Genomic DNA, 12,432 nt, shown 5'->3' on the forward strand with positions numbered 1-12,432 from the left:
AGACAGCAGAAATGCCTTGAATTGATGCGCCCGTTGCCGGTCCGGGCGGCTATGGTCTCGAACCGTGAGGATGAGGGAGAGGACACGCATGGATCCGGTCCGGCGCCCCCGCGGGCGCCCCCGCAAGCCGGTGCTGCTGGCGCCCGAGGCCCTGAGTCCGCGGCGCGGCCTGCACGATCAGGCGGTGGAGCGCCTGCGCGCCCTGATCGTCGCCGGCACCCTGCCGGCAGGGAGCGCACTGGTCGAGACCGAGCTGTCGGCGGCGCTCGGCATCTCGCGCACGCCGTTGCGCGAGGCGCTGAAGCTGCTGGCCGTCGAGGGCTTGGTGGAGCTGCGCCCCAACCGCTCGCCGCTCGTGGCGGAACTGCGGCCGGACGCGGTGAGCGAGCTGTTCGAGGCGATCGCCGCCATCGAGCGCGGGGCGGCGGAGCTCGCCGCCGCGCGCATCACGCCGGCGGAGCTCGCGCGGTTGCGGCAACTCCAGGCCGAGATGGAGGCGCACCATGCCGCCGGCGACCTCGCGCCGTACTTCGCCCTCAACCAGGAGATTCACGCCCTGATCGTCGACGCCGCCCGCAACGCGCCCCTGCGGGAAGCGCACGAGGCCCTGCACGCCCGGGCCGAGATCGCCCGGCGCCGCGCCCTCGACAGCCGGGCGCGCTGGGACGAATCGGTCGCCGAGCACCGGGCGATCCTGGACGCCCTCGAAGCCCGCGACGCGGCGGGCGCCGGCCGGCTGCTCGCCGAGCATGTCGGCCATACCGGCACGGCCCTGCTCGCTGGCCTCGCCCGGCCCGCCGCCGCCTGATCCTTCGCCCGATCTTCGGCCGCCCGACGAAAGACCCCCGATGCGCCTGCTGCTCCTCAACCCCAACACCAGCCGGGACGTGACCGAGCTGATGCGCGCCACCGCCGCGGCCGTCGCCGCGCCCGGCACCGAGATCCTCACCGCCACCGCCCCCCGGGGCGTGCCCTACATCGCGACCCGGGCGGAGGCGCAGATCGGCGGGGCCATCGCGCTCGAGATGCTGGCCGAGGCAGCCCCGGTCGACGCCGCGATCATCGCGGCCTTCGGCGATCCGGGCCTGTCGGGTGCCCGCGAGCTGTTCGACCATCCGGTGATCGGCCTGGCGGAGGCCGCGATGCTCACCGCCTGCACGCTCGGCCGGCGCTTCGGCCTCGTCACCTTCGCGCGCGCCCTGGTGCCCTGGTACGAGGAGACCGTCGCCGCCCACGGGCTGGAGCGGCGCTGCGCCGGCGTGCGGGCGCTCGAAGGGCGCTTCTCCGCCCTGTCGGCGGTCCAGGACGAGAAGGAGGCGCAACTCCTCGACCTCGCCCGGGCGATGGTGGAGGAGGACGGCGCCGACGTGCTGATCTTCGCCGGCGCCCCCCTGTCGGGCCTTGGCCCCCGGGTGCGCGAGCGCCTGCCCGTCCCGGTGGTCGACCAGGTGGTGGCGGCGGTCAAGCTCGCCGAGGCGGTGGCGGCGCAGCGGCCGCGCAAGGCGACCGCCGGCACCTTCCGCCGACCGGACCCGAAGCCGAGCACCGGCCTGGCGCCGGCGCTGGCGGCCCGGATCGGGCGGACGGACTGACCCGTTTCCGCCCGGCTCTTCAGGCGGCCGCGCGGGCGGGCGCTGCGGCCGCGCCCGGTGCCTTGAGGGCGCAGAGCGTCCGGGCATCGAGCGGCCCGGAGGACAGGGTGATGCCGAACTGGCCCTCGTCGCTCCAGATCACGCGAGCCTGATGCGAGGCGCCGCCGAGCTCGACCGCCACCGCCGTGCCGACCGGCAGGGGCGGGCCGAACGCGGTGAGGCGCGCGCCCGTCGCGCTCACGTCCTGCAGGGTCGAGCGGTGGTGCCGGCCCGCGACCGTCACCCCGACTTCCGCCGCCGCCGGGAAGCGTTCCCCGCCGCGGCGGTCGGCGATCTCGACGAGGAGGTGGTTGATCTCGCCGTTGACGAGCCCGGCCTCGCCGCTCAGGTCCGACGCCATCGCGGCGAGCCGGGTCGCCAGGGCGTCGGTCTCGCGCGCGAGCCCCGGCAGGACCGCGATGCCGGTGATCACCGTCTGGGTCCGGTTCGCGACGGTCTGCATCATCTGGGTGATCTCGCCGGTCGCCGCGTTCTGCTCCTCGACCGCGGAGGCGATCGAGGTGCCGATGTCGGCGATCGTCCCGACCGTCGTGGCGATGCCGTCCACGGCGCCGAGCACGCTGCCGGAGGCGGCCCGCAGCGAGCCGACCTGCCGGTCGATCTCCTCGGTCGCCCGGGTGGTCTGGCCGGCCAGCGACTTGACCTCGGCGGCGACCACCGCGAACCCCTTGCCGGCCTCGCCCGCGCGGGCGGCCTCGATCGTCGCGTTGAGGGCGAGCAGGTTGGTCTGGCCCGCGATGGAGTGGATCAGGCCGGTGATGCTGCCGATGCGGTCGCTCAGCTCGGAGAGCTGCACCGCGAGGGCGCGGGCCGCCGCCGCCTGCCCCCGTGCGTCCTGCATCGCCGCGGTCGATTGCGCCGCCTGGCCGGCGATCTCGCCGATCGACGCGGAGAGCTGCGTCACCGCGCTCGCCGCGCCGGCGACCTCGGCGGCGGTGCCGTTGAGGTCCTCGACCGAGCGCGACAGCCGCTCGCGGGTATCGATGGCGTGGCCCTGCACGTCCGCGCTCGCTTCCTGCATCGCGCCGGCGACGTCCTGGAAGTGCCGCACCCCGCCGCCGACGGTGTCGCGGATCCGGGCGGCGAGCTGCGCCATGAACCGGCGCTCCTGCTCGACCATCTCCCGGCGGTGCTCGTCGTCGCTCGCCCGGGCGATCCGCTCGACGGTCCGATCGCGGAAATGCACGATGGCGCGCGCCAGGGCGGCGATCTCGTCGCCGCCGCCCGCCTCCGGTACGTCGGCGTCGAGCGACTGGTCGGCGAGGGCGCGCACCCGCCGGTCGAGCGCCGCCAGGCCGCGCACGACCGAGCGCGCGAGCAGGAAGGCGAGCAGGAAGGCCAATACCGTCACAGAGCCGGCGGCCCCGAGCGCCAGCACGAGGCGGCCCTGGAGGCCGGCGATCCGCGCGGCGAGCAGCCGGTCGAGCGCGACGGCGCCCTGCGACCACAGCCGGTCGGCGCGGGCGACGAGGTCGGCGGAGGCGGCCTGGAACGGCGCGAGGTCGGCCGCGCCGTGCCGGCCGGCCGCGTGGCCCTCGGCGAGGCCGGCGGAGTGCCGGCCGAGCGCCTCGACCACCTCGCTCAGCGCGGCGGCCGGCGCTGCCAGGGCGCCCTGGACCGTGCCGTCGCCGTTGGCCTTGAACGCCGCCTGGAGGGAGGCCTGGAGGCCGTCGGCGCTCGCCCGGAGCTTGCCCTGCTCGATCAGGAACCGCGCCGCATCCGACGGCGTCAGCGCCGGCCGGCCGCGCAGCTCGCCCGCCAGGGCCACCAGGGTGCCGGCCTGCTGCAGCAGGTCCGGCAGCTTCGTCACGACGGCGTCCATGACGTAGAAGGAGTCGAGGTCGGGATCGAGGATCAGGTTGGAGCCGTCGCCGACCTTGCCGATCAGGGTCCGGGCCGCGTCCACGACGGCGGCCGCTCCCTTGCCGCGGGCGAGCGCGAGGTCGCGGGCGGCCTCGCCGGTCCCCATCGCCGGATCGAAGCCCGCGTGGATCCTGTCGAAGGCGGCCCAGACGTCGTCGGTCGCCGCGGCGGGAATCCGGGACATCGTGCCGGACCGCAGGATCGGCCATGCCGCCGTCAGGTACGAGACCCCCGCCTGTTCCTGGCCGGCGAAGTCGATATCCTTGCGCGACTGCATCACGAACAGGCCGGCGAGCAGGGCGATCGGGATCAGGAACAGACCTATCGTGGAGATGAGCTTCGTACGGATCGTCAGCAGTCTCGACATCACCTTACCTCGCAGCCGATCGAACGCCGGGTTCGATCTCGTCGGGAGGCCCGCGTCGAAGCCGTCGCGCGCTGCCTGGCGGCGGCAATCGTCGATCGAAGTCTGGTGGGCTATTTAGGACTATAAGCCCAGATTGGTTTAAATATTTGTAAGATAATACAATAGGCCCCTACGCCGAAGGGCATAGTCGGGCCGGTTTTTCGGTCTAGGCAGGTCCGAGGACGGGGGCGTCCCCGGAGGCCGAGCCGGGGAGGGCCGGTCGTCCGGCCGCCCCCCGACGGGTCGCTCAGCCGCCGCTGCCGGCCTCGTCCTGGCAGCGGATCAGCTTGGTCTGGGCGGCGGCCCGGCCGGGCTCGGCCAGGCGGAACTCGCCGGTCTCGGGGTCGCGCACCCGCAGCTGCCCGGTGGCGATGCCGAAATGCGCGCCGTGGAGCTGCAGCTTGCCGCGTTCCACCAGGATCTTCACGCAGGGGAACGTCATCAGGTTCTTGAGGCTGTTCGTCACCGTGGCGAATTCGAGCTGCTCGAGGTAGTCCGGCCCGCGCGGCTCGTCGCCGAGCGCCTCCGCCGCGGGGCGGATCAGCGACACCCAGCGGCCGATGAAGTCGCCCGGCGAGAGCGGCGCGGCGTCGTCCGCGAAGGCGCGCACGCCGCCGCAGCGGGCGTGGCCCAGCACCACGATGTGCTTCACCTTGAGCGCCTGCACGGCGAATTCGAGCGCCGCCGAGGTGCCGTGGTACTCGCCGCCGGTCTCGAACGGCGGCACCAGGTTGGCGACGTTGCGCACCACGAACAATTCGCCCGGCCGGGCGTCGAAGATCACCTCGGGCGAGACCCGGCTGTCGCAGCAGCTGATGATCAGGATCTCGGGGCTCTGCCCCTCGGCGAGGCTGGCATAGCGGTCCTGCTCGCGCACGAACCGGTCGTCCAGGAAGGCGCGGTAGCCGTCCGCCAGCGCCGGGGGAAACGACAGATCGTCGGCCATGGGTCGTGATCTCCTTCGGATAGCCTCTGCGGCAGGCTTACGCCGCGCCCGGCCCCCAGGACAACGTCACGACCTCCGGGATCGTCTCGCCGGCCACGAGCCTTTTGGCCAGATCGGCGAGGCCTTGCGGCTCCACTCGCTCGTGGGTGGCGGCAAGCTCGTCGAGCGGCCACCAGCGCGTGCCGTAGACCGGGTTGTCCTCGGTCTCGGCGAGCCGGCTGGTATCGACCTTGTCGTCGGGCAGCCGCACCACGAAGTAGCGCTCGCGGGCGAAGCGCGACTTGTTGAACAGCGTGAAGGCGCCGTCGCAGCGGGCGACCTGGGGCCCGAGCGGAGCATCCTCGACGCCGATCTCCTCGTGCAGCTCGCGCCGGCAGGCCTCTTCCGGCGTTTCGCCGGGCTCGATGCCGCCGCCGGGCATGAACCAGAACGTCCGGTCGCCCGGCCGGGCGGGATCGACGTCGCGCGAGGCCTCGTAGGCGATGAGCAGGAGGCGGCCGGCGGGATCGAGCACCAGGGCGCGGGCGATGTCGCGGGTGGGCAGGGCGGCGGAAGCGTCGGTCATGCGGGGGCCTCGCTGTGGACAAAGGTCCGGGGCGAGCGTCCAGATCGCGGCCGTCAGGCCGTGGGCGTCGCGCTCCGGCGGATCGGGATAGGGCACGCCGCGGCCCTTGGCGATGGCCCGCGCCACGGCGAAAGCCGCCAGCGCGTCGAGGAGGTCGTCGGGCTTGGCGCCGCGCGGGACCGGGAGGTCGGCGGGCAGGCCGGCCCGGGCCAGGAGGTCGCGCCGCAGGGCCGCGCCCGCGGGCTTGCGCTTGGTCTCGGCCAGCGGCGTGCCGCCATTGAGGCTCCGGAAGGCGAGCTCCGGGTGCACCTCGTAGACCCGCGCCTGCAATTCGGGCCGGGCGCGCAGGAGGCTGTCGGCCTCGCGGATGCGCGGAAAGATCGCGTTGGCGGGCGGGGAGGGCGCGAAGGGCTGGGTCTCGGGCCGGCGCGACAGGGCGATGGCGGCGGTGTAGTCGGCTGCGTAGACGACGCTGCGGGCCGAGGTCGGGAAGACCGAGGCGCGCCGTGGGCCGAGCAGCGCCCGCACCAGCACTTCCGCCGTGCGGCCGCCGGGCCCGACCCGGTCGGGCAGGCCGATCGGGATATCGACCGCCACGATCGCCGGCGCTTCGGGCGCGTCGCAGATCGCCGCGAGGCTCGGCAGCACGCGGGCGCGGATTTTTTCGGGGTCGTCGCCGTCGCCCGGTCCGAAGACCGCGACCCAGCCGCCCGGGCACCCGTCCACCCCTGCGACCCATGGCATGCGCCGGCTCCCCATTCGGGGCGGGATCTAGGGCGGGGGAGGCGGTTGTCGCGAGGCGTGTCTTTGCCGAGACCGTTCTTCCAACCCGCGACCTCATCCTGAGGTGCTGGCGATCGGAGATCGCTGAGCCTCGAAGGAGGGCTCCAGACATCACCGAGGCTTCTGGAGCCCTCCTTCGAGGTCAGCCGATTTTCAATCGGCTAACACCTCAGGATGAGGTTCTGGGTTGAAGAGGACGACTTGCCGTCGTGGGATGCGTTCAAGTCGAGGTCGCGGCAGTGATACGGATCCCGGGCTCCGCTTCGCGGCCCCGGCATGACCCGGAGGATGTCGGTAATCGCGGGTGAGAGCGACGCCCCTCACGCTGCCTTGGCGTAGCGCGATTCGGCCAGATCCTGATGGTCGATCTCCGGCGCGCGGCCGCCGATCAGATCGGCCAGCAGCCGGCCCGAGCCGCAGGCCATGGTCCAGCCGAGCGTGCCGTGGCCGGTATTGGTGTAGAGGTTGTCGTAGGCCGTGGCGCCGACGATCGGGGTGCCGTCCGGGGTCATCGGGCGCAGGCCGGTCCAGAACTTCGCCTGCGAGACGTCGCCGCCCTGCGGGAAGAGGTCGAGGACCGAGCGCTCCAGGGTCGCCCGGCGCGGGCCGCGCAGAGCCTGGCTGAAGCCGGCGAGCTCCGCCGTGCCGCCGACGCGGATGCGGTCGCCGAGCCGGGTGATCGCCACCTTGAAGGTCTCGTCCATCACGGTCGAGACCGGGGCGGCCTCGGCATTCGTGACCGGCAGGGTCAGGGAGTAGCCCTTCACCGGATAGACCGGCAGCTCGATGCCGAGCGGCTTCAGCATCATCGGGGTGTAGCTGCCCATGGCGGCGACATACCGGTCCGCCGTCAGCACCTCGCCGCCGGCGAGCCCCACGCCGGCGATCCGGCCGCCTTCCTGGCGAAGGCTGGTGATGGTGGCGCCGTACCGGATGGTGACGCCCATGCTCTCGCAGATCGCCGCGAGGCGCTGGGTGAAGAGATGCGCGTCGCCGGTCTCGTCGCCCGGCAGGCGCAGGCCGCCGACGAAGGAGCCGCCGACCCGGGCGAGCGCCGGCTCGGCCGCGATGCAGCCCGCCGGGTCCAGCACCTCGTAGGGCACGCCGTACTCGTCGAGCACGCCGGTGTCGTCGCCGACATGGTCGAGCTGCTTCTGGGTGCGGAAGAGCTGGAGCGTGCCCTTCTCGCGGTGATCGTAGGTGATGCCGGTCTCAAGGCGCAGGTCGCGCAGCACGTCGCGGCTGTACTCGGCGAGCCGCACCATCCGGCCCTTGTTGCGGCGGTAGGCGTCCTCGGTGCAGTTCGCCAGCATCTTCGCGAGCCAGCCGTAGAGCTTCGGCTCGAGGCTCGGCCACAGCACCAGCGGGCGGTGGCGCATCATCAGCCACTTCATCGCCTTGACGGGAATGCCCGGGGCGGCCCAGGGCGCCGAGTAGCCGGGGGAGACCTGGCCGGCATTGGCGAAGCTGGTCTCGAGGCCCGCACCCGGCTGGCGATCGAGCACCGTGACCTCGTGACCGGCCTTGGCGAGGTAGTAGGCCGAGGTGACGCCGACCACGCCGCCGCCGAGGATCAGAACGCGCATCGCCGCAAAACCTTCTGTCGCGCCTCGCCTCTCGGTGTCCGACCCGGCGCCTGGTCGATGGAGAGAGTGTCGCGCAAGGATCGCCGAATTTCTCGCCGGATCGGCGCACGGCCTGCGAGAGTATGCTACGATACGCAACGATCTGCGGCTCGACGACAGGAAATTGCGCGGTGGCGGGACGGGACGAGATCGACGCGCGGATCCTGCGCGTCCTGCGCGACGATGGGCGCATCAGCAACGCCGATCTCGCCGCCAAGGTCGGCCTGTCGCCCTCGGCCTGCCTGCGCCGGCTGCGGCTGCTGGAATCGAACGGCACCATCCGGGGCTACACCGCCCTGATCGAGGCCGACGAGCGCGAGCACCACATGGTGGTGCTGACCCAGATCACCCTGGAGCGGCAGACGGAAGAATCGCTCAACCGCTTCGAGGCCGCGGTGCGCCGCTGCCCGGAGGTGCGCGACTGCTACCTGATGACCGGCCTGTCCGATTACCTGATGCGGATCGAGGTCTCGGATGCGGGCGATTACGAGCGCCTGCACAAGGAGGTGCTGTCGCGCCTGCCGGGGGTGGCGCGGATCCAGTCGAGCTTCGCGATCCGGACGGTGGTGGGGCGTGGGTAGGGGGCATCACCGCATGCGAGCGGCCCTTTTCCCGGACGACTGAAACGCAGTGGAAGGAGATCTGGGATCCAGCAGGAGAATTGCCGCGAAGCGGCTCTAAATACTGCGCCGGTGCCGGCGAACGGACGCTTCGCGACATTTAGCGCTGGTTCCCGGATCTCCTTCCGCTGACGCTCCACTCGTCCGGGAAAGGGGTGGGATGCCTAACTGATCAGGCGAAATAGGCCGGCCACCGCGCCCGGATCTCGTCGCCGAGCGCGATCGACTTCGAGAGGTGATCGCGAAGGGCCTCCTGGGCGGCCTCCGGCTCACCCTCGGCGAGCGCCGCCACGATGCGCCGGTGATCGGCCACGATCTGCTGCGCCTTGCCCTCCACCGGCAGGTGCAGGCGGCGCAGGCGGTCGATGTGGCCGCTGCGGCGGCGGATCAGGTCCCAGAGGTCGGGGACGGCGGCCGCCTCGCACAGGGCGCGGTGAAACGCCTCGTCGCTGGCCGACAGCCGCGCGAAGTCGCCCGCCTCGGCAAACAGCGCCTGCTCGGCCACGAAGGCCTGGAGCCGCACCACCAGCGCCCGGTCGGGTGCCCGGGCCAGGGTGCGCACGACCTCCTGCTCCACGGCGCGGCGCAGGAACTGCGCCTGGCGGGCCGCCGCGAGATCGATGCGGCTCACCACCGTCGAGGATTGCGGGAAGATGTCGACCAGCCCCTCCTCCTGGAGCCGCAGGAGCGCATCGCGGATCGGGGTGGCGCTGAGGCCGAAGCTCGCCTGCAATTCGGGCCGCGACAGCACTGTGCCGGGCGCGAGATCGAGCGACACGATCTTGTCCCGGATGAGGTCGAAGACCTGCGGGGCGGCGTGGCGCGAGCGGTCGCGGAGGCGCTGCGCACCGGCGAAGACGGCGTTCATGACGGTCGGACTCGGCAATGACCCGGCACCGCCGGAGCGGCCCTAGCGGCAGCCTAGCACGACTCGGCTCGGGTTGACATACTAATGCATTACCATTTTAGTGAGGTGGCTGGACCGGCGATCGACAACAAGCCGGCTTGCGCCGCCCCGCGGCGGCCTCGGGAGAACGCTCATGATCCACTCGCCCACGCGCCGCGCCCTCGCGGCGGGCTTTCTCGCTGCCGGCCTGCTCGCCTCCGGCTCGGCGCGGGCGCAGCAGAAGAGCGAGGTGGCGATCACTCGCCAGCCCGGCATCATCTACCTGCCGACCCACGTCATCGAGAAGCAGGGGCTGATCGAGAAGCATGCCGAGCGCCTGGGCGTGCCGGGCGTGAAGACGAAGTGGCTCACCTTCACGGGCGGCGGCACCCAGACCGACGCGCTGCTCGCCGGCAACGTCGACATCGTCAATACCGGCACCGGCAACCTGCTGCTGCTGTGGGACCGCACGCGGGGCGGGGTGAAGGGCATCGTCGCCACCTCGGCGCTGCCGCTGCTGCTCGTCAGCCGCGACCCGAAGATCAGGACGATCAAGGACATCGGCCCGGGCGACAAGGTCGCGGTGCCGACCGTCAAGGTCTCGACGCAGGCGATCCTGCTGCAGATGGCGGCGGGCGAGGCCTACGGCGCCGACCAGTCCGGCCGGCTCGACGCCAACACGGTGCAACTCGGCCATCCCGACGCGGCGATCGCGCTGGCCAACCCGACCCACGAGATCAAGACCCACTTCGCGGCGCCGCCGTTCCAGTACGTCGAATTGCGCACCGTGCCCGGCGCCCACATCGTGGCGCGCTCGCCCGACATCATCGGCGGGCCGCTGACGCAAGGCCAGTTCTTCACCACCACCAAGTTCGCCGACGCCAACCCCAAGATCGTCCAGGCGGTGCGGGCGGCCTCCGAGGAGGCGCAGGCCTTCATCCGCCAAGACACGCGAAAGGCCGTCGAGATCTACCGCGAGGTGACCGGCGACAAGACCAGCGTCGAGGACCTGCTGAGCTACCTGCGTGAGCCCGGCATGATGGAGTTCAACCTCCAGCCCCAGGGCACGATGCGCTTTGCCGAGCATCTCGGGCGGATCGGTACCCTGCGGACCAAGCCCAAGGCCTGGACCGACTACTACCTGCCGGTCGCCCACGACCTCAGCGGCAGCTGAGCCCTTCCGGTTCGAGAGGACACGACACCATGACCGCGCTCCTCGACGTCCGCGGCGTCACGCTCCGCTACAAGACCCCCAACGTGCTGGTCACCGCGACAGAGCGCGTCAGCTTCCGGGTCGAGACCTCCGACCGCTTCGTGCTGCTCGGTCCGTCGGGCTGCGGCAAGTCCACCCTGCTCAAGGCGGTGGGCGGCTACCTGCACCCGAGCGAGGGCGAGATCCGCATCAAGGACCGGGTGGTCAAGGAGCCCGGCGCCGACCGAATGATGGTCTTCCAGGAGTTCGACCAGCTCCTGCCCTGGAAGACGGTGCTGGAGAACGTCACCTTCCCGCTCCTCAACGCCCGCAAGATGACCCGCCGCGAGGCCGAGGAGCGGGCGCGGGCCTATATCGAGAAGGTCGGCCTGACGCGAGCCATCGACAGCTACCCCCACACCCTGTCGGGCGGCATGAAGCAGCGCGTGGCGATCGCCCGCGGCATGGCGATGGAGCCCGACATCCTGCTCATGGACGAGCCCTTCGCGGCGCTCGACGCGCTCACCCGGCGCACCTGCCAGGACGAGCTGTTGCAGCTCTGGGAGGAGACGAAATTCACGGTGCTCTTCGTCACCCACTCGATCGCCGAGGCGATCAAGATCGGCAACCGCATCCTCTTGCTCTCGCCCCATCCGGGCCGGGTCAAGGCCGAGGTGCGCGACGTCGACAAGGTGTCGTCCCAGGACGGCAGCGCCGGCCAGCTCGAGCAGCAGATCCACGATCTGCTGTTTTCCGACGAGCCCGCCCACCACTGACCGATCGTCGAGGAGGCACCCCCATGAGCAGCACGACGAGCGTCACGACGAACTCCCCGATGCCGGCCCGCATCATCATGAGCGAGGCGGCGCCCGCCGCCGACGGCGCGGTCGAGCGCCAGCTCGGCACCGCCGAGATCCTCTGGAACAGCGGCTTCGTCCGCAAGACCGTGATCATCGTGGTGCTGGCGCTGGTCTGGGAGGTCTACGCCCGCTTCCTCGACAATCCGCTTCTCTTTCCGACCTTCTCCGACACCGTCACGACGCTGTGGCAGCAGACCCTCGACGGCACGATCCCGAACCGGGCGTTCACCTCGATCAAGGTGCTGCTGATGGGCTACGTCGCCGGCATCCTGCTCGCCGCGACGCTGACCATGGTGGCGATCTCGACCCGCATCGGCACCGACTTCCTCGAGACGATGACGGCGATGTTCAATCCCCTGCCGGCCATCGCGCTGCTGCCGCTGGCGCTGATCTGGTTCGGCTTGGGCAACGGCAGCCTGGTCTTCGTGCTGATCCACTCGGTGTTGTGGGCGGTGGCGCTCAACACCCATTCGGGCTTTCGCGGCGTCTCGAATACGCTCCGGATGGTCGGGCGCAACTACGGGCTGAAGGGCCTGCCCTACGTCACCAAGATCCTGATCCCGGCGGCCTTCCCCTCGATCCTCACCGGCCTCAAGATCGGCTGGGCCTTCGCCTGGCGCACGCTCATCGCGGCGGAGCTGGTCTTCGGCGTGTCGTCGGGAGCCGGCGGCCTCGGCTGGTTCATCTTCGAGAACCGCAACCTCCTCGACATCCCGGCGGTCTTCGCCGGACTGCTGACCGTGATCATCATCGGCCTCGTGGTCGAGAACCTGATCTTCCGCACGCTGGAGCGGCGGACGGTGCAGAAGTGGGGCTTGCAGCACTGACCTGAACCCTCCCCCCTCTGCGGGGGAGGGTGCCCCGCGGAGGCGGGGCGGGAGAGGGGCAGCGCGACGCTGGTCCAGACGGCGCCCGTCATCATGGCCGCGACCTCTCCGGAAGCGGCGTCCCTCTCCCGGCCCCCGTTCGGGGGCCACCCTCCCCCGCAGAGGGGGGAGGGGACGGGCGGCGCGCGCCGGCGATAGAACGAACGA

Annotated in this window: 11 protein-coding genes and 1 pseudogene; 6 read left to right on the plus strand and 6 right to left on the minus strand. The window is 71.6% G+C overall.

What is annotated here, in order from left to right; translation table 11 throughout:
• Nucleotides 1-88: 88 nt before the first annotated feature.
• Both BMX97_RS13155 and BMX97_RS13160 read left to right on the plus strand, forming a co-directional pair.
• Nucleotides 89-808 carry a GntR family transcriptional regulator gene (locus BMX97_RS13155; protein WP_091750539.1) on the plus strand — a complete coding sequence of 240 codons (720 nt, stop codon included), beginning with the start codon at nt 89-91 and terminating at the stop codon, nt 806-808.
• 40 nt (nt 809-848) lie between these two features.
• Entirely contained in the window at nt 849-1,592 is a 744-nt protein-coding gene (locus tag BMX97_RS13160) for an aspartate/glutamate racemase family protein (RefSeq protein ID WP_091750545.1), read from the plus strand.
• Between the two features lie 19 nt (nt 1,593-1,611).
• On the opposite strand, the gene BMX97_RS13165 is transcribed toward BMX97_RS13160, so the two are convergent.
• The 5 genes and pseudogenes from BMX97_RS13165 to BMX97_RS13180 all read right to left on the minus strand — a co-directional run bounded on the left by BMX97_RS13165 (nt 1,612) and on the right by BMX97_RS13180 (nt 7,939).
• On the minus strand, nt 1,612-3,882 hold the full coding sequence (locus BMX97_RS13165) for a methyl-accepting chemotaxis protein (protein ID WP_091750550.1): 2,271 nt from the start codon (nt 3,880-3,882) through the stop codon (nt 1,612-1,614).
• A gap of 286 nt (nt 3,883-4,168) precedes the next feature.
• Nucleotides 4,169-4,867, minus strand: a complete 699-nt coding sequence (locus BMX97_RS13170) for a carbonic anhydrase (protein ID WP_060845347.1) — start codon at nt 4,865-4,867, stop codon at nt 4,169-4,171.
• A 37-nt stretch (nt 4,868-4,904) separates the two neighbouring features.
• Nucleotides 4,905-5,432 (minus strand): NUDIX hydrolase, encoded by a 528-nt coding sequence (locus BMX97_RS33650; RefSeq protein ID WP_244538411.1) that lies wholly within the window; start codon nt 5,430-5,432, stop codon nt 4,905-4,907.
• Between the two features lie 81 nt (nt 5,433-5,513).
• Nucleotides 5,514-6,191, minus strand: a pseudogene (locus tag BMX97_RS33655) (DUF429 domain-containing protein); the annotation flags it as partial.
• Nucleotides 6,192-6,535: 344 nt separating this feature from the next.
• Nucleotides 6,536-7,939 carry a D-amino acid dehydrogenase gene (locus BMX97_RS13180; RefSeq protein ID WP_280142796.1) on the minus strand — a complete coding sequence of 468 codons (1,404 nt, stop codon included), beginning with the start codon at nt 7,937-7,939 and terminating at the stop codon, nt 6,536-6,538.
• A 32-nt stretch (nt 7,940-7,971) separates the two neighbouring features.
• Between BMX97_RS13180 and BMX97_RS13185 the strand changes: the two genes are divergently transcribed.
• Nucleotides 7,972-8,421 carry an Lrp/AsnC family transcriptional regulator gene (locus tag BMX97_RS13185; RefSeq protein ID WP_244538404.1) on the plus strand — a complete coding sequence of 150 codons (450 nt, stop codon included), beginning with the start codon at nt 7,972-7,974 and terminating at the stop codon, nt 8,419-8,421.
• Nucleotides 8,422-8,632: 211 nt separating this feature from the next.
• Here the strand turns inward: BMX97_RS13185 and BMX97_RS13190 are convergent, their stop codons facing one another.
• A complete protein-coding gene (locus BMX97_RS13190) occupies nt 8,633-9,328 on the minus strand; it encodes a GntR family transcriptional regulator (RefSeq protein WP_091750573.1) in 696 nt (231 codons plus the stop codon).
• A 172-nt stretch (nt 9,329-9,500) separates the two neighbouring features.
• Between BMX97_RS13190 and BMX97_RS13195 the strand changes: the two genes are divergently transcribed.
• Genes BMX97_RS13195 through BMX97_RS13205 form a run of 3 tightly spaced genes read left to right on the plus strand, consistent with a single transcriptional unit; the run spans nt 9,501 to nt 12,225 of the window.
• Nucleotides 9,501-10,520: an ABC transporter substrate-binding protein gene (locus BMX97_RS13195; RefSeq protein ID WP_091750578.1), complete on the plus strand. Its 1,020-nt coding sequence runs from the start codon at nt 9,501-9,503 to the stop codon at nt 10,518-10,520.
• A gap of 29 nt (nt 10,521-10,549) precedes the next feature.
• The gene (locus BMX97_RS13200; RefSeq protein ID WP_091750581.1) at nt 10,550-11,314 is read left to right on the plus strand and encodes an ABC transporter ATP-binding protein; all 765 of its coding nucleotides are present in this window, start codon (nt 10,550-10,552) and stop codon (nt 11,312-11,314) included.
• 59 nt (nt 11,315-11,373) lie between these two features.
• The gene (locus BMX97_RS13205; RefSeq protein ID WP_091750695.1) at nt 11,374-12,225 is read left to right on the plus strand and encodes an ABC transporter permease; all 852 of its coding nucleotides are present in this window, start codon (nt 11,374-11,376) and stop codon (nt 12,223-12,225) included.
• Nucleotides 12,226-12,432 lie beyond the last annotated feature (207 nt).

The organism is Methylobacterium sp. ap11 (assembly GCF_900110515.1).
Classification (GTDB): Bacteria; Pseudomonadota; Alphaproteobacteria; order Rhizobiales; family Beijerinckiaceae; genus Methylobacterium; species Methylobacterium ajmalii.